General features: G+C 65.8%; 22 protein-coding genes and 1 pseudogene. 10 read left to right on the forward strand and 13 right to left on the reverse strand.

All coding sequences use genetic code 11. The annotated features are described in order from the left end of the window. Window positions 1-11: 11 nt before the first annotated feature. The 3 genes from K0O62_RS22530 to mca are packed head-to-tail and all read right to left on the reverse strand — an operon-like array spanning window position 12 to window position 3,106. Window positions 12-2,000, reverse strand: coding sequence for a thioredoxin domain-containing protein (locus K0O62_RS22530; protein WP_073857967.1), 1,989 nt, complete (start codon window positions 1,998-2,000; stop codon window positions 12-14). Beyond that, window positions 1,984-2,241 carry a hypothetical protein gene (locus tag K0O62_RS22535; protein ID WP_073857968.1) on the reverse strand — a complete coding sequence of 86 codons (258 nt, stop codon included), beginning with the start codon at window positions 2,239-2,241 and terminating at the stop codon, window positions 1,984-1,986. The genes K0O62_RS22530 and K0O62_RS22535 overlap by 17 nt, the downstream gene beginning before the upstream one ends. Next, window positions 2,234-3,106: a mycothiol conjugate amidase Mca gene (gene mca, locus K0O62_RS22540; RefSeq protein ID WP_073857969.1), complete on the reverse strand. Its 873-nt coding sequence runs from the start codon at window positions 3,104-3,106 to the stop codon at window positions 2,234-2,236. Before mca ends, K0O62_RS22535 begins: the two co-directional genes overlap by 8 nt. A 157-nt stretch (window positions 3,107-3,263) precedes the next feature. On the opposite strand from mca, the gene K0O62_RS22545 reads away from it, so the two are divergent. From K0O62_RS22545 to K0O62_RS22555, 3 genes are all read left to right on the forward strand, one after another. Then, entirely contained in the window at window positions 3,264-3,647 is a 384-nt protein-coding gene (locus K0O62_RS22545) for a DUF4307 domain-containing protein (protein WP_073857970.1), read from the forward strand. Between the two features lie 213 nt (window positions 3,648-3,860). After that, a complete protein-coding gene (gene greA, locus K0O62_RS22550) occupies window positions 3,861-4,355 on the forward strand; it encodes a transcription elongation factor GreA (protein WP_073857971.1) in 495 nt (164 codons plus the stop codon). 34 nt (window positions 4,356-4,389) lie between these two features. Further along, window positions 4,390-5,058 (forward strand): GOLPH3/VPS74 family protein, encoded by a 669-nt coding sequence (locus K0O62_RS22555; RefSeq protein ID WP_073857972.1) that lies wholly within the window; start codon window positions 4,390-4,392, stop codon window positions 5,056-5,058. Between the two features lie 6 nt (window positions 5,059-5,064). On the opposite strand, the gene K0O62_RS22560 is transcribed toward K0O62_RS22555, so the two are convergent. Next, on the reverse strand, window positions 5,065-6,237 hold the full coding sequence (locus K0O62_RS22560) for a cystathionine gamma-synthase (RefSeq protein WP_073857973.1): 1,173 nt from the start codon (window positions 6,235-6,237) through the stop codon (window positions 5,065-5,067). 208 nt (window positions 6,238-6,445) lie between these two features. On the opposite strand from K0O62_RS22560, the gene K0O62_RS22565 reads away from it, so the two are divergent. Both K0O62_RS22565 and K0O62_RS22570 read left to right on the forward strand, forming a co-directional pair. After that, entirely contained in the window at window positions 6,446-8,149 is a 1,704-nt protein-coding gene (locus K0O62_RS22565; RefSeq protein WP_205870599.1) for a hypothetical protein, read from the forward strand. Between the two features lie 16 nt (window positions 8,150-8,165). After that, entirely contained in the window at window positions 8,166-8,699 is a 534-nt protein-coding gene (locus tag K0O62_RS22570) for a hypothetical protein (protein ID WP_079244095.1), read from the forward strand. 4 nt (window positions 8,700-8,703) lie between these two features. On the opposite strand, the gene K0O62_RS28760 is transcribed toward K0O62_RS22570, so the two are convergent. Then, entirely contained in the window at window positions 8,704-9,507 is an 804-nt protein-coding gene (locus K0O62_RS28760) for a peptidoglycan recognition protein family protein (protein ID WP_234800195.1), read from the reverse strand. Window positions 9,508-9,782: 275 nt separating this feature from the next. Between K0O62_RS28760 and K0O62_RS22580 the strand changes: the two genes are divergently transcribed. The 3 genes from K0O62_RS22580 to K0O62_RS22590 all read left to right on the forward strand — a co-directional run bounded on the left by K0O62_RS22580 (window position 9,783) and on the right by K0O62_RS22590 (window position 11,985). Beyond that, entirely contained in the window at window positions 9,783-10,541 is a 759-nt protein-coding gene (locus tag K0O62_RS22580; protein ID WP_131817424.1) for a hypothetical protein, read from the forward strand. 233 nt (window positions 10,542-10,774) lie between these two features. Beyond that, window positions 10,775-11,374 (forward strand): hypothetical protein, encoded by a 600-nt coding sequence (locus K0O62_RS22585; protein WP_073857976.1) that lies wholly within the window; start codon window positions 10,775-10,777, stop codon window positions 11,372-11,374. A gap of 122 nt (window positions 11,375-11,496) precedes the next feature. Beyond that, entirely contained in the window at window positions 11,497-11,985 is a 489-nt protein-coding gene (locus tag K0O62_RS22590; RefSeq protein WP_131817425.1) for a hypothetical protein, read from the forward strand. Here K0O62_RS22590 and K0O62_RS22595 read toward each other — a convergent pair. From K0O62_RS22595 to K0O62_RS22615, 5 genes are all read right to left on the reverse strand, one after another. Next, window positions 11,982-12,233, reverse strand: coding sequence for a DUF4190 domain-containing protein (locus tag K0O62_RS22595; RefSeq protein ID WP_097933614.1), 252 nt, complete (start codon window positions 12,231-12,233; stop codon window positions 11,982-11,984). The genes K0O62_RS22590 and K0O62_RS22595 overlap by 4 nt on opposite strands. A gap of 253 nt (window positions 12,234-12,486) precedes the next feature. Beyond that, window positions 12,487-12,936, reverse strand: a complete 450-nt coding sequence (locus tag K0O62_RS22600) for a hypothetical protein (protein WP_073857979.1) — start codon at window positions 12,934-12,936, stop codon at window positions 12,487-12,489. 380 nt (window positions 12,937-13,316) lie between these two features. Then, window positions 13,317-14,936 carry a hypothetical protein gene (locus tag K0O62_RS22605; protein ID WP_234800196.1) on the reverse strand — a complete coding sequence of 540 codons (1,620 nt, stop codon included), beginning with the start codon at window positions 14,934-14,936 and terminating at the stop codon, window positions 13,317-13,319. 38 nt (window positions 14,937-14,974) lie between these two features. After that, window positions 14,975-15,988, reverse strand: coding sequence for a PP2C family serine/threonine-protein phosphatase (locus K0O62_RS22610; RefSeq protein ID WP_073857981.1), 1,014 nt, complete (start codon window positions 15,986-15,988; stop codon window positions 14,975-14,977). A gap of 62 nt (window positions 15,989-16,050) precedes the next feature. Next, a complete protein-coding gene (locus K0O62_RS22615; RefSeq protein WP_234800197.1) occupies window positions 16,051-16,752 on the reverse strand; it encodes a vWA domain-containing protein in 702 nt (233 codons plus the stop codon). A gap of 459 nt (window positions 16,753-17,211) precedes the next feature. Here K0O62_RS22615 and K0O62_RS28765 point away from each other — a divergent pair. Both K0O62_RS28765 and K0O62_RS28770 read left to right on the forward strand, forming a co-directional pair. After that, window positions 17,212-17,961 (forward strand): annotated as a pseudogene (locus tag K0O62_RS28765) (protein kinase domain-containing protein); the annotation flags it as partial. Window positions 17,962-18,084: 123 nt separating this feature from the next. Then, window positions 18,085-19,278: a glycoside hydrolase family 3 N-terminal domain-containing protein gene (locus K0O62_RS28770; RefSeq protein ID WP_073858080.1), complete on the forward strand. Its 1,194-nt coding sequence runs from the start codon at window positions 18,085-18,087 to the stop codon at window positions 19,276-19,278. Between the two features lie 10 nt (window positions 19,279-19,288). Here K0O62_RS28770 and K0O62_RS28775 read toward each other — a convergent pair whose 3' ends face one another. From K0O62_RS28775 to K0O62_RS22635, 3 genes are all read right to left on the reverse strand, one after another. Continuing rightward, a complete protein-coding gene (locus K0O62_RS28775; protein WP_073857982.1) occupies window positions 19,289-21,364 on the reverse strand; it encodes a hypothetical protein in 2,076 nt (691 codons plus the stop codon). Between the two features lie 107 nt (window positions 21,365-21,471). Continuing rightward, a complete protein-coding gene (locus tag K0O62_RS28780; protein WP_245006544.1) occupies window positions 21,472-22,002 on the reverse strand; it encodes a DUF4190 domain-containing protein in 531 nt (176 codons plus the stop codon). Window positions 22,003-22,061: 59 nt separating this feature from the next. After that, a complete protein-coding gene (locus K0O62_RS22635; RefSeq protein ID WP_073857984.1) occupies window positions 22,062-23,753 on the reverse strand; it encodes a DUF7937 domain-containing protein in 1,692 nt (563 codons plus the stop codon). Between the last annotated feature and the right edge of the window lie 402 nt (window positions 23,754-24,155).

A 24,155-nucleotide genomic window follows, 5' to 3' on the forward strand; every position in this document is an offset into this window, starting at 1 on the left:
GTGCGGCCACGCTACACGGAACCCTCGAGTGTGACGACGAGATTCTCGACCGTCGTGACCGGCAGGTCACACACCCGGCCACGGCACACGTAGGCCGCATCGCGCCCACCCACCCGGTCCCGTCCGGTCAGCAGTTCACTGGAGTCGACCGCACCGCCGATCACCACCGCGCCGCCGGGCGCCAGCCGCCTGGCCGCGGCCAGCAGCGCCGAATCCGTCGGGTCGCAGGCCACCGCGATCTGGATCGGTCCGCGCACCGCGGCTTCGGCGACGGCGAGCCAATGCCCGCCCGAGCGCGGCACTTTGGCCAACACCGGGGTCGCCGAGGCCAGGGTGGCGTCGGCCGCGGCGGCGTAGCGCGGGTCACCGGTCAGGTGCGCGGCCAGTTGCAGCGCCTCGGCGATCGATGAGGCACCCGACGGGGTGGCGCCGTCGAGCGGATCGGCCGGGCGCAACACCAGCACCTCGGCATCGTCGGCGGTGTCGAACCACCGGCCCGGCTGCCCGGGGTCGGCGAAGCGGTCCAGCACGGTGTCGAGCAGGCCGGTGGCCGTGGTGAGCCAGGACCGGGCCCCGGTCAGCTGATACAGCCCGCACATCGCGGTGATCAGGGCCGCGTAGTCCTCCAGGATCGCCGCGCTGTCACCGACCACGCCGCCCAGGCTGGCCCGGCGCAGCCGGCCGTCCACCAGGTGCAGCAACAGCAGTTCGCGTGCGCACACCGTTGCGGCGTCGGAGTATTCGGGTTCGTCCAGTGCCACCGATGCCTCGATCAGCGCAGTGATCGCCAACCCGTTCCACGCGGTGACGACCAAGGCGGCGCGACCCGGCTGCGGCCGGCGTGCCCGTGCCGCCAACAGGGCGGCCCGCACCCGCTCGAACCGGTGTCGATCGTCGGGATCGGTGCGCAGTTGCAGCACCGAGCTGCCGTGTTCGAAGGTGCCGGCCTCGGTCACCCCGAAAAGTGAAGCGGCCCAATACGCTTCATCGCCGAGGACCTCGCGCAGCTGGGCCGGCGTCCAGGCGTAGGTCAGGCCCTCCACCCCGTCGGCATCGGCGTCCAGCGATGAGGCGAACATGCCGCCGGTACCGAGCTCACCGATGATGAACCGGGCCGTCTCATCGGCGATCCTGCGCGCCAACGGATCACCGGTGCGGCGTGCCCAATGGGAGTAGAACCGCAGCAGTAGCGCATTGTCGTAGAGCATCTTCTCGAAATGCGGCACCACCCAGGCCGAATCCACGCTGTACCGGGCGAAGCCCCCGGCGAGCTGGTCGTAGATCCCACCCCGGGCCATGGCAGTACCCGCACGCCGGACGGCATCGAGCACCCGCTGCGAGCCGGTGCGTTCGTAGTTGCGCAGCAACGCTTCGGCCACCATCGACGGCGGAAACTTCGGTGCGGCGCCAAACCCGCCACGTTCCGTGTCCTCGTCGCGCAGCACCGCAGCCACCGCAGCGTCACAGAGCCGCGGATCGACCGGCGGCCCGCCACCCGGCAGGCCGCCGCTCATCGCACGGAGTTCCCCGGCGATCTCGTCGGATGCCTGCTCGACGTCGGCCCGGCGCTCGCGCCAGGTCTGCTTCACCGCCGAAATCAGCTGCAGAAAACCCTCTTTCGGGTAATAGGTACCGCAGAAGAAGGGGCGGCCGTCCGGGGTGAGGAAGCACGTCATCGGCCAGCCACCCTGGCCCGTCATCGCCACCGTCGCGCTCATATAGACCGCATCCAGGTCGGGTCGCTCCTCGCGGTCGACCTTGATGCAGACGAAGTCGTCGTTCAGTGCGGCGGCCACCTCGTCCGAGTCGAACGATTCGTGGGCCATCACATGGCACCAGTGGCAGGCGGCGTACCCGATGGACAGCAGGATGGGCACATCGCGGCGGGCCGCCTCGGCCAGTGCCTCGACGCCCCACTCCTGCCAGTGCACCGGGTTGTCCGCGTGCTGGCGCAGGTAGGGGCTGGTGGACCCGCCCAGGGTGTTACCCCTTGCCGTCACCCTTGAACTCACCTGCAGTGCCCTCGTCCACGGCCTGGTCGGGCTCGGGATGCTCCGGGTCGAATGATTCCGGCAGCTTCTTGAGGTGCCGGTTCATCGACCACACGAGGGCGAAGGTGCCGACGAGCAGCAGCACCAGGACGAGCAAGCCGACCGGGCTGGCCTTACCGAAGTCCGGGCCCGTCTGACGGGGCCCCTCCTCGGCGAGCAGGCTGGTGGCGATGAGAAGTAGGTCAGTCATGTGTATTGATCCCTGCGAACAGATCGGTTTCGGGCAGCCGCACCGGGACCCTGGACCGCGCGAGCTCGAACTCCTCGGTTGGCCACAGCCGCTGCTGCCATTCCATGGGCGTGGTGAAGAAGAAACTCTTGGGATCGATCTGCGTCGCGTGCGCCAGCAGGGCCTCGTCCCGCTGGGCGAAGTACTTCGCGCATTCGATCCGGGTGGTGACGCGTTTTTCGATCACGTCCTCCTCGGCGTCCCAGTTCTCCAGCCATTTGGCGAACGGGCCCTCTTGGTCATGCTTGGCGAACTCATCCTGCAGCACCTGCATGCGCTGACGCAGGAAGCCGTGGTTGTAGTACAGCTTGGCCACCGCCCAGGGTGGGCCGGCATCCGGGTAGCGCACATGGTCGGCGGCGGCCTCGTAGGCGGCGACGGAGACCTCGTGGCAGCGGATGTGGTCGGGGTGTGGGTAGCCGCCGTTCTCGTCGTAGGTGGTGAGCACGTGCGGGCGGAATTCACGGATCACCCGGACCAGCTTCTCGACCGGCTCGTCCAGCGGCACCGTGGCGAAGCTGCCCTCCGGTAGCGGCGGCAACGGGTCACCCTCGGGCAGGCCGGAGTCGACGTACCCGAGCCAGTGGTGCTCCACTCCGAGGATCTCGGCGGCCTTGGCCATCTCGTCCCGGCGCACCTCGTGGATGCGTCCGTGCACCTCAGGGATGTCCATCGCGGGGTTGAGGATGTCCCCGCGTTCACCCCCGGTCAGGGTCACCACCATGACCCGGGCGCCTTCGGCGGCGTACCGGGCGGTGGTCGCCGCCCCCTTGCTCGACTCGTCATCGGGGTGGGCGTGCACAGCCATCAAGCGCAGTTCAGTCATCGTGCCCCATCCAACGGCTCATATCGTCTGACAACGACGGCCGCTCTCCCTTCATGCCCACCGCTCTATAGTTCCAGTTCTAGTAGAACCGACCGACCGACGGGCACCCAAAACCTTGACCATCGACCGCCCCACCGCCCGTTACGGGCGGCAGAAAATGTCCCGACGCACTCGCCGACGCGTGGTGATCGGCCTGTTCATGCTGATTGTGACGGTAGGCGTGGTGATCGCGCTCATCGCCTTCCAGCGCTTCGGCACCGGCGAGGTCAAAGGCGAGCTCGGCGGGTACAAGCTGATCGACGACCAGACCGTCGCGGTGACCATCACCGTCACCCGTTCCGATCCGTCGGTGCCGGCGGTCTGCATCGTGCGGGCCCGTTCCATCGACGGCGACGAGACCGGGCGCCGGGAAATCCTGGTGCCGCCGTCCACCGAGAAGTCGGTGGTGATCGATGCCGTGGTCAAGTCCACGAAACCGCCGGTCGTCGGCGATATCTACGGCTGCGGCACCGACGTGCCGGCGTACCTGACGAGACCCTGACCACGTCCTGAAAACGTCCTGAAGACGAACGACCGACCACAAAATTGTGGAAACCGGTTGACCCGGCGGTGGTAAGCTCGGGCAATACACGGTTCCGGCTGGAGCCGTGTATTGCTGCATTAGCGCGCTGCATGCGCCTGCGATCGCGGCGGTACACGACCTTCCCACGCGACACATCGCGAGAGAAATGATCAACGACAGGAGCGCGAGGACATGACCGACACCCAGGTCACCTGGCTGACCGAAGAAGCTTTCGAGCGCCTGAAGGCCGAGCTGGACCAGCTGATCGCCAACCGTCCCGTGATCGCTGCCGAGATCAACGACCGCCGTGAAGAGGGCGACCTGCGCGAGAACGGCGGCTACCACGCCGCACGTGAGCAGCAGGGCCAGGAGGAAGCACGCATCCGGCAGCTCCAGGAGCTGCTGAACAACGCCAAGGTCGGCGAGGCACCCAAGCAGTCCGGTGTCGCCCTGCCCGGTTCGGTGGTCAAGGTGCAGTACGGCGATGACCCCGACGACACCGAGACCTTCCTGATCGCCACCCGCCAGGAGGGCGTCAGCGACGGCAAGCTCGAGGTGTACTCGCCGAAGTCGCCGCTGGGCGAGGCGCTGCTCGACGCCAAGGTCGGCGACAGCCGCAGCTTCACGATCCCCAACGGCAGCACCGTCACGGTGAAGCTGCTCAGCGCGGAGCCCTACCACGCCTGAGTCGGTCTGCGCGGCTGGGCGCTAGGTTTCTCCGGTGGCCCAGATCGCCGAAGACCTGCTTCTCCTGCTGCTCGACAACGCGTCGGCGCAACCCGGTCTGGACCGGCAGCGCAGGCAACGGGTGCTCAGCGCTGCGGTGCTGCTGGACCTGGCCTGGGCGTGCCGGATCCGACCGGCGGTCGACGGCGACCCCGTCGAACCCGGCCGCCTCATCGCACTGACCGCGACGGGCCCACTGGACCCGGTCACCGGTCCGGCCATGGCATTGCTCTCGCAGCGCCCGCTACGCCCGGGCACAGCCATCGCCAAGCTGAGCAGACGCACCGAGGATCAGCTCCTCGAGCACCTGCAACGGTGCGGGCAGATACGTCGTATCCCGTTGCCGTCCAAGGGCTTCAAGAAAACTGCCGCGTTCCCGCTGCAACGCAGGGACCGGGTGGACGCTGCCCGCGCGGCGCTGCTGGCGGCGCTGTTCGAGCGTCGCCCGCCGACTCCGTCGACCGCCGCGATCATCGCGCTGCTGCATGCCGCCGACGGCCTGGGTGCGCTGCTGAGCCTCAACGACCGGGGCTGGCGCTGGGTGCATGCCCGGGCCGGCGAGATCGCCCTCGGTAGCTGGGTGGACGAATCGCCCACCGCGCTGCCGGAGGTCAACCTGGCCGTCACGGCCTCGGCGTTGCGCCCGGCACTGAGCGCCCGGTAGCCGCGCTCAGCGCAGCGCCTGCTCCAGATCGCCGAGCAGATCGGCGGCCTCCTCGATGCCCACCGAGAGCCGGACCAGATCCTCGGGCACCTCCAGTTGCGAACCCGCGGTGGACGCGTGCGTCATCGCGCCGGGGTGCTCGATCAACGACTCCACCCCGCCCAGAGATTCAGCGAGAATGAAAATCTCGGTGCGGGCGCAGAACTGCTGGGCAGCCGCCCGCCCGCCACGCAGCCGCACCGACACCATGCCGCCGAATCCGGACATCTGCTTGGCCGCGACCTCGTGGTTGGGATGGCTGGGCAGGCCCGGGTACAGCACGCTCTCGATCGCCGGGTGCTCGGACAGGAATTCGGCGACCTTGGCGGCGTTCTCGCTGTGCCGCTGCATGCGCAGTACCAGGGTCTTGAGCCCGCGCATGGTCAGGTAGGCGTCGAACGGGCCCGGTACGGCCCCGGCCCCGTTCTGCAGGAACGCGAACGCGGTGTCGAGTTCCTCATCGCTGGTGAGCAGCGCACCGCCGACCACATCGGAATGCCCGCCGATGTACTTCGTCGTCGAGTGCAACACGATGTCGGCGCCGAGAGTCAGCGGCTGCTGCAGCGCCGGGGAGGCAAACGTGTTGTCCACCAACAACTTCGCGCCGGCCTTGCGGGACAGTTCGGCGATGCCGGCGATATCGGCGATGGTCAGCAGCGGGTTGGTGGGGGTCTCGACCCAGACCAGCTTGGTCTGGTCGGTGATCGCGGCCGCGACGGCGTCCAGGTCGGACAGGGCGGCCGGGGTGTACTGGATCCCCCACTGGGTGAACACCTTGTCGATCAGCCGGAAGGTGCCGCCGTAGGCGTCGTCGGGGATGACGACGTGGTCGCCGGGCCGCAGCACCGCGCGCAGGGCGCAGTCGGTGGCGGCCATGCCCGAGGCGAAGGCCCGGCCGTAGTCGGCCGCCTCGACGGCGGCCAGCGAGGCCTCGAGCGCCGCCCGGGTCGGGTTACCGGTGCGGGCGTACTCGAATCCGCCGCGCAGTCCGCCGACGCCGTCCTGGGCGAAGGTGGAACTCGCGTAGATCGGGGCGTTGACGGCGCCGGTGGCGGCATCGGGCCGGAACCCGGCGTGGATGGCCCGGGTCGCCAGACCTTGCCAACGGTGTGCGTCGTGAGAGCTGCGCTGTTCACCCATACCGATCAGGGTAGTGCCGCCCGGAAAACGCGAAACGGGGTGGACCGGTGTCAGCCGTTCGGACGATTGTCGCCACTCGGACACCGTGACAGCATGCTGTCCCACCAGGCTGGCAAACCGCCGTCCCGGCGTGCCGAACCCGCGGGGACGTGCCCTGCAGGTTGCGCACTGGCCACACCCGCAGGCAATGGGCGGCGAAGGGATTTGGGTGACGTCGATATTGCGTGTCGGTGATGGGTCGACCTTCGCTTTGGGGCAGGTTCTGGCGCGTGCCGGCGAGGGCACCATCCACGAAGTCGTCGGCAGGCCCGACCGAGTGGCCAAGATTTTTCACAGCGATCTCAAGGATTTGCCGGCCAAACGGGCGAAAGTGGCCTCGATGGCGGCGTCTCCGCCCGAAGGTGCTGTGCAATCGGACGGGTTCGTTGTGCTCACGTGGCCATTGGACGTCGTCGACGGCGACGGCGTCACGGGCTACGTCATGTCCCGCGTAGACACGTCGAACGCGGTCGAGATCCATTCCGTGAGCAATCCGACCGACAGGATGAGCCCTCTTCCGACCGCCCCGCAGTGGACTCCCCACGTCAAGTGGCACCACCTGGTGAGTGTGGCGGCCAACCTGTGCCTGGCTGTCGAGACGGTACACAAGGTGGACGCCGTCATCGGCGACTTTCAAGAACGCAACATCCTGGTCAATGACACGACCCGGGTCACCCTGGTGGACTGCGACTCGATGCAGTTCACCGATAAGCAGGGGCACCAGTTCCTCTGTGGGGTAGGGCGCCCGGAGTTCACCGCACCCGAACTCGCAGGACTCGACCTCGCCTCCAGCGCACGCCGAAAGCCCTCGGACCTTTTCGCGCTTGCCGTCCACATTCATCTGCTGCTGATGGCGGGCAACCATCCGTTTCAACGAGGAAAATGGACTGGCCCCGGGGAACAGCCAGATGCGCTCACACTCGCGAAGACGGGCCAGTGGGCCGGGGGTCCGGGGTCGGCACTGCAGTCCCATCCACTCGCTCCGACGATCGACTTTCTGCCCGATCAGATCCAGACCCTGTTCATCCGCGCCTTCACCCACGGTGCGCGTAACCCCGACGCACGGCCTACCGCGGCCGAATGGCGTCAAGCGTTGCACCTCGTTCAGATCGGCAGCTGTGCACGAGGGCACGAGATTCCGATCGAGGCGCCGCATTGCCCCTGGTGCAGGATCGATGATGAACGCGCGGTTCGGCGCAGCCAACGCGCATCCGATGCACAAAGGGTGCAAGCGATAAAACCAGTTGGCCGGCCCATCGGCGGATCGCACACCGGCGGCTACAGCACGCCAGCAAGTGCCGGCCGAAGCGGTGGGAACGGGCGATTGCTGACCATCGCCGCCGTCGTGACCGGATGTGTCGCACTCGTCGCATTGGTCTGCACCATCGTGATCGTCAGCACTGATAGCGGCCCATCGTCTGCGGTCATCACGTCATGGCCGCAAACGGCTCGTGATTACGAGGCACCCTCACAGAGCTATGCCACCACCACCCGCACTACTACTACCACTGCCACGACACCTTCTCGACCTGACGCGTCCCGAGTCGCCCTCAATGTGAGCAAACCGATCACGCAACCCGCCTGTGACGGTATGGGAATCGTCGTGTTGCGCAACGCCGTAACCCCCGGGAAGTATGACGCCGAAATTCAACGCGGTCTGGACGATTTCCCAGACGCGTCATACCTTCGGACCGATCACTCCTGCCCCTCCCTGCGTCAGGTGAGTGACGAGGGAACCCCGATCTACGCTGTCTACCGCCCGGCCGGCCGCACTCAAGCCGAGGTCTGCGCCGCGGTGCGACGTGCCGGTGGTGACGCGTACGGAAAGTGGTTGGACACCGTGACTGACCCGCGGACATTGATGACGTGTTGACACAGGCTCCGCGTCGATGATCGACCGGCTATCCGCGGTCCTGACGATCGGCGTCCTGGCCGCCGTCGGTTGTAACAACCCTACGGTCGGGCGCCGCGTGGCGCCTCTATCGTCGACTTCATCTGCGGCAGAGCCGGTCTCGATACTCGATTCGAACTACCACGAGTCAGGAATCGTGGTCACCACCGTCTCCGGTAAGACACGCTGCCTCATCGGCGGACCCGGCACCCACGAGACCGGCGAGGTCGACTGCCAGACCGATGCCCCAGACCTGGGCGGTTTCCCGCAAGCGCCATCACTCGTGCCTGGACTACCGCACGCCAACGTCGCGATAGTCGATGCCACCGGCCAATTCACGTGGTTCGACGGAGGCGAGGCACACGGAAGCCTCATCATCGAGGCCGACGACCACCAACTGGCCTCCGGTCGCGCCTATTCCGCCGGCGGATGGACCATCCACTCGACAGACACCGCCACCGTGTTCACCAATGACACCACGGGCCGCGCGATGTCCGTAAGTGCCGACAACACCGAAGTCACCGCGTTCTGACCGGCTACTGCCTGCCGGCTTCGATCGCGGCGATCTTGTCAAGAGCCTCGGCGCCGCCAACGGTCTGCAGATCGACGCCACCCAGAGCGATCAGATCCTTGACCATATCGGTGAGCTGGCCCGAAGTAACATATCCGTAGAGGTCTCCACCGGGGCATGATGTGTCGGCAGGGGCATCCCGGTGGCCACCCAATGTATCGGGAGAGATCCCGAACTCACCTACTGCCCAGGCGAATACTTTTGCTGCGCCCTGCAATTGGGCACGAGTGATGACTTCCTCATCGAAGTTTCCCTCACACAGGACCAGGAAATGCCCGCTCGGGTCGTAGTTCGTCGCTGTGTCGCCGGCGATGTCGTACGACCGCAGTTGGTAGATGTTCCCGTTGCGATCGACACTCACGTGGTAGGCAATGTCGATCCAGCCATGCGAATTCTGGTGGTACGCCTGATGCTGACGTAGGCGTGCCGGGGCACTGCGATTGTCCCCCAGCGTCACCGCGGTGTGATGGATGGTCATCCGGGTGATGTCGTGCCGTCGGCCTTCCCCGGTCGGCGGCAGCGCGCCCCAGGACTCGCGGGACAGCATCGTGACCGGAAGCGCCCTCGAAGGTTGCACGACCTCGATCGGCGAGACCGGTTGCGGAGCCGGCTCTGCTATGACCGTCGTCGACTCTGTCTGCGCACTGACACTCTCACCCGCGGCGCACGCGCTGGCGAGAGCCCCGAGTCCGGCTGCGCCTGCGAGTCCGAGCGCGCTCCTGCGACTGAAGTGTTTCGCATTCCGTCCGGGACGCTGAGACGAATCCATGGCGGTCACCATACGGGCATCGGCACACGATGGGGCAAACTTATGACACGGGCTCGCCGCTGCATGCCCGACAGCGCCGCTCCGCACTGCGCACGGACAACCAATACCGTTGCCGCAAAGCGGATTCCCGGCTTCTCGAGACTAACTGACGGTGCGTCGTACGTTCGGCTGACATCGCCGGCAAGCAGGCGCGGGACGAACCGGCCTGTGATACGTTTACGCACCTCAGCGCCTGCATATAGGCATCTGCGGGCGGCGCACGATGAAGGGGAACCATGGCCGGTCAGCTGCCGCCGAGCAAATTCGGTGCGGGCACCACCTACGGTGATAGCGGGCAGTCCCACGCACTGTCGCCGACGGCCCCGTCCCCTCCGGTCGCACCGCAGCAGCATTCCTATCCCCCACCCGCACCGCCCTACTCGGCTCCGGTCCATCAGCCACCCGCCGCACCGAACCTGTATCCCACGCCGACGCCCGATATCGTCTTGGCGCCTCAATACTCCAGCGCCCCGTCGTATCCCCATCGGCCGGATGCCCCAGTGGTTCCGATAGCCGTTGGCACGTCGGGCGGCATTGCCATCGCGGCGGCGGTCCTCAGCCTCATCGGGGCGGTGTGGTACGCGATCGATACGATCCGCAACTGGGACAGCCTGAAGTACGTGTTCAGCGCGCTCGATGACCTGTCCCGAATCGGTCTATCGAGTTCTGCCACTGCCTGGGCCTACGGTTCGGTCGCCTCGATCGTCGCGCAGTTCATCTTGGTGGCCCTGCTACTTGTTGGCGGCATCCTGCTGATCGCCCGAGTCTCGGCAGGCCGCGTCCTGGCGATCGGCGGCAGCGTGCTCGTCATCGCCGCCAACGCCTTCTGGGCGCTCTATACGTTCGAGAATCTCGGATGGCACATCGGGAATGAGTTTGCCGGGAAAGTCCTTCTGAACACCGGGCTTCCGGCCGTGGTTGCCATCATCGCGCTGGTACTGCTCTGCAGCGGGTCAACCAAGCTGTGGTGCCGAAAAATCGATACCCCGGCGTAGGGACCCGCAGCAGAACACCGTGGCGTCGTGGCCACCAGTCGTCCAGTTCCGCGAACACTCGAGGAAGGTAGTTCGTGTCGTACCCACAGCAGCCATGGCAACCTCAGGGCCAACAACCGGGCCCGCATCAACATGTCCCTGGGACAGCACCTCAGCCCGGCGCCGCCAGTTGGTCGCAGTATGGTGCGCCTGCCCAACCACGGATCAACTTCGGCGCACTCGATCAGACCAAGGTGGCGGCCATCGTTGTCGTCATTTCGACAGCCGTCATTCTGATCGGATCGCTGTTTTCGTTGTACAACGTCACCGTTACCCCTTCCGCGGCCGCAGTGCGCAACAACGACGCACCGGCTGGGACCGTCGAAGTGGGAATGGGTTTCTTTGATGTCGTCCCATTCCCGGCGCCGATCGTCGCGACGGCGATACCGGTGCTGATGCTGCTCGCCGCATTCACCGCGGCTCCGGTCATACTCGCGGGTGGCACCAAAGTTTCCGGGCTACCGGCGGTATTCGCCGGTTCGGCGGCACTTCTGTCCATAGTGTTGGCCATCAGCAACCCCCTTCCGTCAGTCGATCTCAGCGGTGCGATGGCCGCCGAACTCAGCAAAGAGATCGGCGCGCAAACCCTCAGCCAACTGATCGACTCCGTGGTTTCGATCTCACCTGGCGCCGGCCTGATCATCGCCGCGCTCTTCGGAGTGATCGCATGGGCCGCCGCAGTGGTGATGTTGCTCCGACGGTCAGGGTCCGCACAATCGTCCCCTCCGGGTGGGCCCCCGCCGCCACAGAATCCCTACGCGCCACCGTATCCGAGCGGTACCACACGGTGGTGAGCGGCCCTTATCCAGGCATCCCCCTGGGACAACCGCCGTCCACGCGGCCAGACGTGATACGTCACCTCCCGTGGCTGGTCGGTGCGATCTCCGTCATCGGTCTCATCGGCACGCTCTTTCCGATGTGGTCACTCAACCTGGCCCCGAGGGATTTCGGCTTCGAAAGAAGCCAGTTGGATATCGACGATGATGGCAACTTCACCGTCGAGACGATCAGCGGGCTGGCCACTGTGAAGTTCGGCTTTTACGACTGGATCCTTGCCGCGGCTCCGGCAGCTGGTTTGATACCGGTCGTCTTTGCGGTCACCATTGCAACGGTGGTCGCACAGTCACTCCGACGCGGCGCGTCCACGATGTGGGCCGCGGTGTCGGCATTCTCCTTGTGTGCCATCGTCGTCGTATCGACGACCGCATTGCGTCCACAAACCCGGCACTCCATCACCGGACCGCTGGCATTGGAACTCGATGACGGCAATGGCCTCACATCCCTCAATCAGCCGCCCTCGATGGATGCTCAGATCGGCGCAGGCCTGGTGATCGCCGTCGTCGCGTTGGTCGCAGTGTGCGGACTCACCGGGTGGCAGTACCTGGTGGACCGCAAGCAACCCTAAATACCCAGCGAGATAAGAAAATACGGTGACACGAAGACGACCAGTACGACGGCTGCGATGACATAGCTGATCACCAGTCCGGCGATGGCCAACCCACGTCCGTCCTCGCCGGTACGAGAAATCTGCGACAGCGCGATGTGCCCGAAGATGATTCCCAACGGAAACAACACACAGAACACCAACGGGCACACCAGAGCCGCGATGGCCAGTCCATTCGTCTTCTGCGCCGGAATGTACCCGACCGGCATCACCACCGGGTACTGCACAGGAACGCCGGCAACCGGAGCCTGGTACGACTGCCCCGGCGGTGGTGGCTCCGGAGCCGAGAACGCCGCAGGTGGATAACCGGGTTGGGCCACAGGTGGGTAACCGGGCTGAGCTTCGGGCCCGCCCACGCTGAACCCCGCACCGAATCGACTCGGCGGCAACACGGGTCCGGGGCCGCCCTCATTGTCGTTCATGGTGTCCCCCACTTCCCAGAACTGTGCAGCACGACCGGCTTCATGGTTGGGACATCCGTTGGATACCACGGAACACCTGCACACCGATATACGCGAACGCAGCCACACCGGCCAGATTGATCAACAGCACGAACATCAATTCGACGACTGATTCGTACCGGAATCCGTAGTAGCGGCCGCTGCTCACGGACAATCCCACCATTGCCGAGAGTGCACGTGCTGCCATGACTAACCCGCCGACCAGGCATACACCGAACAGCAGGAACTGATGCGCGAACTTCGTACCGAGCGCAAAGTACAGGTAGCCGATACCGACCCAGAGCGACGTGCTCAGGACCGTCACAACGAAACTCGACGGAATCACCAACAGCACCAGGCCGACAACGACACCGACGGCATAGGTGACATAGACGAATGGTTCGGGGTTCCGCTGCCGCATGTCGTGGAACCACGGCTGGCGGAGAAGTTCTCCTCTGACACCGCGTTGCATCAGTTGGTGGACAAACGACTCTCGCGGTGCCGGGGGCGGATATCCGGTCGCTGGCGGCACACCCGGGACTCGAGGCGTCGGCACCATCGGGTAGGTCACCGGCGGAACAGCGGGCGGGCTCACCGGAGGAGGCGTCGGGGTCGGAGGCACCGTCGGGAACGCCTTGGGTCCCGGCGCCGGCGTCCGGGGTCGAGGCGGCGCCCCGAATCCCCCGACGACCGGCATCGAACGCTGGTTCGGCATCGGCCGCGGCGCGGAGCCAGACGGGGAAGACCCGGGAAGGTTGTCCCCCCAGGCCGGTTCGTTGTCGTCATCGGACATCGTCTCAACCTCGCACGGCGAGTCGGCCGGCACTGATCAGCATGTGCCACGTCGGGCTTTCAGTACACATAGACAACCGCATTGTTGCCGCCCCGGCAGGTCAACACCGCTTCGACGACACAGGTCACCGCATACCACTTATTCGTGACCGGACTGTACGCATTGACCATCCGGGGATCCGGGTGACCGGTGGCGTTCACCGCGTCACGCACACTCATCGCGAACGGGCAGGAGGTGAGGTCCGATCCTGCCGCGGAGTGGCTGTAGATCCCGGGCACCGGGCCGCCGCAGGGCTTGGCGTTCGGTGGCGGCGCGGCGGGCACGCGCGGCGGAGGCGCCGCCACGGTCGACCGGACGGTGGATCGTGTAGTCGATGTGACCGTTGATCTGGCGGTGGATGTCGTGTAGCTGTCGTCGAGTCCACGCGACGTCGCCGTCATGGTCTCCTGGTCCGACTTCTGATTGGAGGGGATCAAGAAGACGAGCACCAGTGCGAGGACTGCCGCAGCTGCCACGCCGAGGACGATGAACAGGTTGCGGTTCCCGGTCGGTGCGGGGGCTGTCGGCGGCACCGCCGGGTAGGACAGCACCGGCTGGGCCGAACTCGAGTAAGCCGGCATCGGGGTACTCACCTGGTAGACAACCTGATCGGTCGATCTTCCGGAGTAGGACGCGCGCGCGCTGCGCCGTGCCAGGCGCTGGTCGTCGATGTGGCACCACGGGCAGGGATCGGCCTCGACCGGCATCTGGTGCCCGCGTGCGCATGTGCCCAACTGCATTCCCAGCAGCGTCTCGCGCCACTCGGCCGCCGTCGGCCGGGCGGTCGGGTCATGAGCACCGTCGGTGAAGGCACGCGTGCACAACTGTTGCACCGCATGGGGTAAGAAACTGGCGGGCGGGGCCAGCGGGTGCGTGCGCAGGGCCGATCCCGGCCCTCCCGCCCATTGTCCGGATGCCGCCAGCGTCAACGCATCTGGTTGCTCACCCGGCCCGGTCCACTCGCCGCGGAGAAACGGGTGGTTCCCGGCCATCAGCAGTAGGTGGATGTGCACCGCCAAGGCGAACAGATCGGAGGGCTTGCCGCGCGCGGTGCGTGCGAGGTCCATCCCGGCCAGCTCTGGTGCGGTGAACTCGGGGCGAGCGACGCCACACAGATACTGTCGCCCCGTACTGTCGATGAACTGCATCGAGTCGCAGTCGACGAGAGTGACCCTGGTGGTGTCGTTCACCAGGATGTTGCGTTCCTGGAAATCCCCGATCACGGCATTGACCCGATGCACGATATCCACTGCGAGACATAGGTTCGCCGCGACATTGACCAGGTGCGACCACGTCACGTTCGGAGTCCAGGCCGGTGCTGTCGGCAACGGATTCGCCCGATTGGACGGGTTACTGACGGTGTGGATCTCGACCGCGTCCGAGGTATCTATCCGGGGCATGAGATAGCCGACAGCCCGGCTTCCGTCGCTGAGCAGATCCGTCGGCCAGGTGAGCACCACGAATCCATCCGACTGGACAGCACCGTCGGGAGGAGACGCAATCATCGCCTGCACCTTGGCCAGCTTCCCGGACAGGTCCTTGAGGTCTGCGTGGAACACCTTCGCGACCGACTCGGGGTGGCCGAGAACTTCGTGTATCGCACCTTCGCCGGCACTGGCAAGGACTGCTCCGAGTTGCACCGGAGACCCGTCAGATCTGATAAGTCGCATGTCCTGCCCTACTTCGAACCGGGTGGCGCGGCAACAGCATCCGCGTGACGCTTGCGCCACCGGTGCCTCCGCTTCTCGGGTGCGGCAGAGGGCTGATCGTCGACCGGCACCGACTCGGTGCTCGGTGGCGGCGTCGGCGCCGGTTCGACCGGCAGCACGGTGCGATCGGTCGGTGCATCCGCCGGATCGCCCGACTCCTCGGCCTCAGACCGCTTCGACGGTGGCGGCGGAGGCAAGGGCGGCGGTGGTGGAGAGCTCACGATCGTACGGACGATCGGACGTGCCGACGGGAAGAAGTCATCCTCGGTCCAGCGCATGGCAGCGAGCACCATGGTCTTGTCGTCCCCGGTCTGATCGTCCTCGATGCCTCGCAACAATGCGGCGAAGTCCGACGCGCCGGCCCCCGACCGTACTCGCTCCCAGGAACCTTTGAAGAACGGCTCGAAGGGCTCCCCGGTGCCGATATCGGTTATCTTGTACGCCATTCCGTCGGTACTCAAGGAGAATGCCGTCGCACCGCGCCGCGCTGAGGTACGGAACGACTTCTCGAATGCCTCGTCACTGTGGATGAACCACGTGGTGTTGGCATACTCGTCCTTTTCCTCGATGAGGTGCGTCGCGATTCCGGTATCGCTCTCGGTCGCGATGATCCCGTCACCGATCTGCCCCATCACCAACAGGTCCCGATCAGCGATCGCCACGGACAACGTGGTCGCCAACAGGCCGATCTGCAGCCCCATGGATTCTGCTTGTTTGACCAATCGCTCACGCGCTCGGGTGAACAACCACCGCATCATCTCGTCTGAATCGGAGGGCCTGGCCGTCCGGAATCCCGAGATGAAGGCGGCCTGCATGGTCAGATCGACGACCGCCTGGCAGGCCGTGTACGAACCCCAGGCCGACGTCCCGGACACCGACCCGGCGCCATCGGCGACAGCCGCGACGATGAAGTCACCGACGTGGCCATAGGCGAAGGCATCATCACAACCGAGGCCCCGACTGATGTGCTGGCTCCCGGTCACAGAGGCACCGCAAGCGGCCCATTCCCAGGTCCCACTGCGACCAGAATCGTTGTGGGGCACCGTCACACGCTGGCCCACCCGCTCAGCGGCGGTAGTGAGATCTGTTGCCCCATTCCGGCGAGAGCTTCGTCGGTGCGGGCGAACTCGGTCGAATTGGAGACGTTACTCAGCGATGCGGACAGCCACTCGAAGAGTTCTTCGTACTTCAGCCCGTCCAGCGGTGCCGGGCCGCGCTGGATCGAAAGTCTGCTCAGCTGTTGCCAGTCGACGTGCGGGCCCGCACCCACCGCGAAGATGGTCACCCCGCGGGCTGCCTCGGTGGCGTTGAGGCGCGCGACCGCCGCATCGAAGCCCTCATGGTTTGCCTGGCCGTCCGTCAGCAGCAAGATCCACGGCCGGTAGTACTGCAGTCCGGCCGCCTTGTAGGCTGCCTTTCGGTCTTCGATGATGTCGAGCGCGAGATGAATGCCCGCGGCCATGTTCGTCCGGCCGGAGGCAGTGAAGCGCGTGGGCTGCAATCCCCGGGCTTCCTGCATCGGCACCAGAACTGTCGCAACGGTTCCGAACGTGACCACCGCGACTTCCACGCGCTTGCTCGCCAGCACATCGTTGTTCAGGTAATGGGTGAACGATGCGAAGCCGCGCTCCAGCGCGGCGATGGGCGCACCCTGCATCGACCCCGACACGTCAGCAAGCACAACGCACGACACCCGCGGATCCGGGTTCTCGTCATTGAGCTCAACGGCCCAGTCGGACTGACTCAATCCAATCCCTCCAGAAAGTACTCAGAGTTCCTGACGCTGGCGCCATTTACCCGGTGTTTAGCAAACCTGAATTTTGTCATGCACCACATTGGTCAAGCTGTCCACCGTTCGGAGGACACAGCCGCGGCCGTGACCCCCAACACCACGAGTATGTATCTGGAAGCGTCTGCTGTCTCGGCAGACCAACGATCGTTCGGTTCGAAACATGATTCGACCCTATGATCCGAGCAAACGCTGACGCATCGTATGTTTGTCCGACAGTCCTGTTCGCCCCCCCGCCCAGGCAAGGCCGGTGTCGTCCGAACAGCCGATGGCTACCCGACACGTGACATGCCAGCATGCACTGTCCGCGTAGCCTATGGGCCGGCGATCGAAGGGAACCGCATTGAGGATTCAGTGGCACCGCTGCACGCTTGGCGCTGTGACATCACACCTCCCTATCGCGCGCGGACAGTCCCGATGCCGTTGACAAGCGGGGATCGGTACGCCGGCTTCACGATCACCGAATTCCTCGGCTCTACCCCGACCTGCAGCCGGTACCGGTGCATCGATTCGGAGACCGGAGCAACGACGCATCTGACGGTGCTCATCACGCCCCAGGGTTCAGGTCCGCGGCGCGAGAGTCAATTCCGCCGAACCAACAAGATCTTGATGCGCGCAGACATCCCGGGAATCGCGCGAATACTTCGATTCGAAGTGACTCCGCAGCGACAGTGGGTGGCGACGGAGTTCATCTCCGGAATGGATTCCGAAGCCCTTCTCCAGCAACGCTTCTCCGGAGGCATGCCGCATCAGAGTCTCTGCCTGATCGCGGATCACATCGCGCGGGCCGTGGACGAGGCGTCCGGCCATCAGGTCCTACACGGCGACATCACCCCCGCCGCGATCCTGCTCGCCGATCCGTTCTCGAAGAACTACCGAATCGTGATCACCGACTTCGGGCAGCGTTACGCCACCGGCGCGCCGCCGAATGCGTCCTATGCGGCGCCTGAGACGTTGGCCGACGGCAACCTCGCAACTGACCGCAGCGATCAGTTCGCCCTGGCCGCCACCATGTTCCATCTCCTCACCGGTCGAGCGCCTTTCGACGGACCTGCTCGACCGAGCACGCCGGACGGCACCGCCCGTTTCGACGCGCAGACGTTGAAACAGGTGGGCACCGCACCGGACGGGCTTGACCGGGTGTTCGCCAGGGCTTTCGCGCTCGATCCGGGTGACCGGTTCCGGTCGTGCCAAGAATTCGTCGAAGCTCTCGTCACGCCGTCCCGCGCTCGACCGGTGACGGCACCCAAGGCTCCGCGTACCGCTGCTGCCGCGAAACCTCCTGCCCGACTGGGACGACGTGCAGTCGCGGCGGCGGCGGTCGTGGTGGTAGCCGCAGCAGTGGTGGGCACAGCAATTGCCGTGTGGCCGTCTGAGGGCCCGGAGCCCGCACAACCCGCGCGCACTCCCGTGGCCGCCGGCCCCGGCGGTGACCCAGCGCCGGCGGCCCAGGTGTCCGCTTGCCAGCAGCTCGATACCGCGCTTGCGGGGCTCAGCCTGCGGCAGAAGTTGGCACAGACGCTGATGGTCGGCGTCACCGATGCCGTCGATGCGCGCGCCGTGGTCGAGGACCAACACGTCGGCGGCATCTTCATCGCGAGTTGGACAGACCTGGATCTGCTCACCAGCGGAGACCTGCTCGCCTTGCAGCAGGGTCCCCGGCCGATCCCGCTGGCGGTCAGCGTGGATGAGGAGGGCGGTCGTGTCCAACGCCTCAAGTCCTTGATCGGCGCCCAGGCCTCGCCCCGTCAACTGGTGGCCGACGGCATGTCGACCCAACAGGTTTACGACATCGCCTACGAACGCGGACGCAAGATGCGCGACTACGGGATCACCATCGACTTCGCACCCGTCGTCGATGTCACCGGTGCGCCCGACGACACCGTCATCGGTGACCGGTCGTTCGCCGACGATCCGACCACGGTCACCGCATACGCCGGCGCCTACGCACACGGGTTGCGTGACGCCGGGCTGCTGCCGGTCCTCAAGCATTTCCCGGGCCACGGTCGGGCCTCCGGCGATTCTCACCAGAACGGCGTGACCACCCCAGCTATCGACGAACTGATGGGGGTCGACGTCATTCCGTACCGGACGTTGACGACCGAACGACCGGTGGGAGTCATGCTCGGCCACATGGAAGTTCCCGGTCTGACCGGAACCGACCCGGCCAGTCTGTCCGCCGCAGCCTACGACCTGCTGCGGCAGGGGGGGTATGGTGGTCCGCCGTTCGACGGACCGATATTCACCGATGACCTGTCCAGCATGGGCGCCATCACCCTGCGGTACAACGTGCCCGACGCGGTACTCAAAGCACTCCAGGCCGGGGCCGACACCGCCTTGTGGATCACCACCGACGAGGTCCCCGCTGTGCTCGATCGATTGGAGCAGGCGGTCCGCGGAGGCGAGTTGTCCACAACGCGGGTGGACGACGCGGTGCGGCAGATGGCAGTGACGAAGGATCCCGGGCTGGCCTGTACCGGCTGAATCCGGGCTCTCACCGTCGGATCACGGTCGTCCCGTCCGGGCCAGCTGTGTCGCTTATATATTTCGCGATGCAGTTCCACGAGTCGATGTTGTGGGCATCGCACCAGCCGTTGGCGACGGCCGGGTCCCCCGAAGGCGACCCCACCACGGTCACCCACCAATTCGGCGCGTTGAAAGTGGTCCAGTGCCCGGACCACACCAACCGAACCGCCTCATAGCGTTGACGCAGGCTCAGATGGTTGCGCAGGATGTCCGGATCCGCGTAGGTGATCCCGTCGGTCACCAGCCCGATCTGCTTCGAACTGATCTGCGGCACCCATCGGTTGGCCAGACCGTCCCGCACAGCCGGATAGTCCGCTCCGGACAGTTCCGACAAAGCCGCTGCCGCAACGCTGTCGAACGTTCCATGGGCCGGCGGCAGCGGCCGGTCCGCGGCCACCGCACCCGATCCTGTCGTCGACCTGCTCGTCACGTCCTGCTCGGCCCCGGTGATCTCCGCGGTCAGGGTCGAGGACACCATTTCCGGTGTTCGCCAGTACATCCCGGCCGGGAACACGAATCGCTGCGTGGTTTGTCCGGATACCACCACCGGGCGCATATCGAGATTGAACACCCCTGCTGCCACATCGCGCGCTCCGTCGAACACCGCTACCTGAACGCCAGCACCCGAAAGCGAGACCGCTGCATCACAATCCGTTTGTATCGGAACATCGACCGCGAGCCCCTCCTGAGTCAGTGACACCGTCGCTGACCCGAAACTGCTCGGGACATCACAGCTCTGCACAGTGGCCGTCGCCCCGGAGTTGCCCGCCGCGTTTCTCGTCGTAGCGGCACTGCTCCCGGTCGCGGTGCTTCTGTCGTCGCCCGAATCACTCAGCGCGATCGTCACCGTCACGATGCTCGCGACCAGCGCAACCGCCGCACCGACACCGATCAGCACATTCCGCCTGGTACGGGACGGCACGGGAGCGGCAGGCAGCGGGCGGCCGTATGGTGCGACTGCCGGCTGTTTGGGGACGACCGGCATCGCCCGCTGGGGCACCGCGGGCTGGGGATGCGCCGACTTCCGCACTGCCCGGGCGTCATCGATGGCGCACCAGGGACAGGGGTCGGCCTCTACCGGAATCTGATGCCCACGCGCACAGGTGCCTACCTGGATTCTTTGCAACTGCTCGCGCCATGCGGCCGCCGAGGGCCTGACCGACGGGTCGCGAACGCCGTCGGTGAACGCACGGGTGAAGAGTTGCTGGATTGCCGGCGGCAAGAAGTCCACGGGTGGCGCCAGCGCGTGGGTACGCAGATTTGACTGCGGCCCGCCCGCCCATTGCCCGGTTCTGGCCAGGCTCAATGCATCCGGCTGTTCACCGGGGCCGGTCCATTCACCGCGCAGGAATGGGTGGTTGCCCGCCATCAGCAACAGATGGACGTGGACGGCGAGCGCAAAGAGGTCGGAGGGCTTATCGCGTGCCGTGCGGGACAGATCGACGCCCGCGAGCTCAGGGGCGGTGAACTCGGCTCGGCCGACCCCGCACAGGTACTGCTGTCCGTTCCGATCCGTGAACTGCATCGAGTCGCAGTCGACCAGCGACACCCGGGTGGTGTCGTTGACGAGAATGTTCCGCTCCTGGAAATCACCGATCACCGCGTCCACCCGGTGCACCGTCTCCACGGCGAGACACAAGTTCGCAGCGATGTTGACCAGGTGGTGCCACGCGACATGCGGGGTCCACTGCGGCGCCGCCGGAAGCGGGTTGGCACGATTGGAGGGATTGCTGATGGTGTGGATCTCGACGGCATTCGAAATGTCCAGTCGCGGCATCACATAACCGACGGTGCCGTCGTCACCCGAGACGAGATGCAGCGGCCAGGTCAGCACCACGAATCCATCGGCCTGGTGTACCCCGTCGGGCACCGACTCGACCATCGCCGCGACCTTGGCGCGTTTGGCGGCAAGGTCCTTCAGATCGGGGTGGAAGATCTTGGCCACCCACTCGGGATGACCGATCACGTCGTAGATGGTGCCCTCGCCGGCCCGCGCCACCACCGACCCCAGTTCGATGACCGCACCATTGTCGAGCCGCAGCACCGGCAATCTCCTCACCTGTCAAGGTGTTACATGCGCTCAGCGCCTGACGACCATGCATCTTCACACGGGCGAGGCTGCCTCGCCATCCCTCGTTCGTAGGACAGTCCTCAGGGAAGCGCGGCGTCCGTCGGTCCTGTCATCTTCATGGAGTACGTGGAGTAACCGTCATAGGTCGACTCGTTGATCGTCGAAGCGACCGCGCCGATGAACACGACCGTCACGATGATCCACAACAGGGCGACGGCCGTGAAGATGTATCCGATGACCAGCCCAGCGATGGCCAGCCCTCTGCCGTCTTCCCCGCTTCGTTTGATCTGTGAGAGCGCGATGTGACCGAACACGATGCCCAGCGGGGCCAGTACCAGCGAGCACACCAGTGCGGCGATCGACATCGCGTTCGTCCCCACGCCGGGCGGATAAGCGACGGGTACGGCCACCGCCTGGTACTGGGGTATCGGCGGAGGGTAATGAACCGGTCCGACACCCGGTGCCGGCGGCTCGGCAGCGGGGGCCGGGTATGTCGTCGGGTAATCGTAGGCCGGCGCGGGGTCACTCACACCATCTCCGACGGTGAAGCCCGCGCCGAACCTACTCGGCGGAAGGACCGGCTCCCCGGATGCACCGTATGGCTCACTCATCGTTTCGGACCTTTCGCTGGGCGTAGCAGAAGTCGCCGACATCCTCGGCCGGCCAGCGGTCAGCGCTCAGGGCCACGATGGGACGGTCCGCTGCCGGTATATGTTGTGCCGGCACCGAATCGCTGCGTGGATTCCTCCAGCACCCGATTTATCCTCGGCATCTTGTCGGTACCGGTCCGCATCTTCTGCGTCCCGGAATCCGAGGCCCGGGCGATCTTCGGTGCGGAAGCGACCGCGGGTGCCGGAACGGTCGGCACCGCGACTGTAGGTGGTGACGGACGGTATCCCGAGTCGGCTGGACCCGCGTCCACCACGGGGACGGGCGGAGGCGGAGCCGCCGGAGACGCGGCAGCACGCAATTCACCGGACGCTGTGGCAAAGACCGGCATGGTTCCGAGTTTCTTCCGGGGCTGCCTGGCCTTACCCGCGAACATCACCGCGACCGCGGCCACACCCAAGGCGAGCCAACACAGCACCACATCGAAGGTGCTGGTGATCTGTTGCGCGAGCATGTTGCCGAACACCGCATCCCGAAGCCCCTCGGGTTCCGTCGTGTACATGATGCGGGGGGCCAGCCCCACTCCCACCACCACACGGCAGATCACCAACACCGTCAGAACTGCAGTGCCGGCCGCGAGCACCACGGGGTGCAACGCTTCACCTGCGACATTGAATCGGATCCACAGTGCGGCGGCGGCAGCGACGATGTCGAAGGCCATCAAGGCAATGCTGTCGTACGTGGAGTACGGCATGTCCAGGCTCGCCGCGACAACCAGATCGAGAATCCGAAGCACCGCCGATCCGATGCACCAGAAAGCGATGAGCGCAAGACACTTTCGAATCGCGGCCTGCCAGTCACCGACGGTCGGTGAGACGGTTGAGGTTGTCCGGATCAGGCAGGACGCGGCCAGGGCGGCGATGGCGGCCCAAGCCAGGTAACCCTCGAACCCGACGGCAGCCGTCGAGGTCGTCTGTGCGATCCCGTGGAACGCGTCGATATCGCGGCCGACATCGAGCAGCCACACCACGGTGGCGCCGAGCACCGTTGCCGCGCCCAACCCGATGATCGCGAGTAGCGCCGACGTGTTGGCGGCCAGCGACCACCGCAACGCGACGAGAACGGCCAGCCACGCCACCGCGGCGTAGACCACCGTCGTCGCGATCACTGCGATGTTCTGCCCGCTGTATGTCCCGGAGGTGAGCGCCTCCAACGGGAACCGAGTGCGCCAATACAGGTTCGCCGCCACCGCGAGGGTCGTGAGGACGGCGGCGGCGATGCCGATCGCGGTTATGGCGCGCCGCGGCGGACCCGCAGTGCCCCGCCCCGGCAGTGCCGCCAGCAGCGCGCCCACCAACCCCGCAAGCACACCAGGGCCGATACCGGGCGGAACGTTGCCGGTGCCTCCGACGCGTACCGCCTCGATCAGCGCGTACCCGACGAAGCCGACGACCAGCAGCAGATAAGGCACCCCCAGGATGAGCCGGAGCCGACTCGGATCGGCGGTCGCAGGCGACACGGAACGGGTACCGCGTCCGGCTCCGATCACCAGGGATACCAACGACATGACTGTCACCACGATGAGCAGAGCGAACAACCAGGCACTGCTGCCGGGCACACCGACACCGAACGTCAGGTTCCACGGCAACAGCAGGGCTGCGACGAGCAGCAGCGCAGCAGTCACATCGCTACCGAGATTCCGAGCGGACCCGGCCTTCGACCCAGCCTGCTCGGCGGCTTGCACATCACTCACTGGTCGTCCTTTGAAGATCGATCACCAACGGTGCCAGCGCCCGTTTGCTGTGGACAGTTAACACCAACATGGAGACTGTGGGGCGGGCGAACAGAAAAAGTCGGATGGTCGACCGACGAAGCACGCATCCGTTATCGCGTTGCCTGTTCTGCGGATGCTCCTCGCGAACGGCCGCAGGCTGCCGCCCAGCCTTTTCCGCTGGTTAAAGAATGCGATTCTGACATGGACGCACCGGCCGCGGCACCCCAACGGGCCGTCCTCCGACCGGGCACCTGCACTGAATGCCATTTCGCCGCCGAACTTCATACGTTCGGCCTACACCGTCGCCGCCGCACCCGACCGAGGTTTCGGGTTCAGTAGCTGTGACGAGTCCTCCGATGAGAAGATCTCGCAGTCGATTCC

Origin of the sequence: Mycolicibacterium diernhoferi (assembly GCF_019456655.1) — a bacterium.
Taxonomy (GTDB): domain Bacteria; phylum Actinomycetota; class Actinomycetes; order Mycobacteriales; family Mycobacteriaceae; genus Mycobacterium; species Mycobacterium diernhoferi.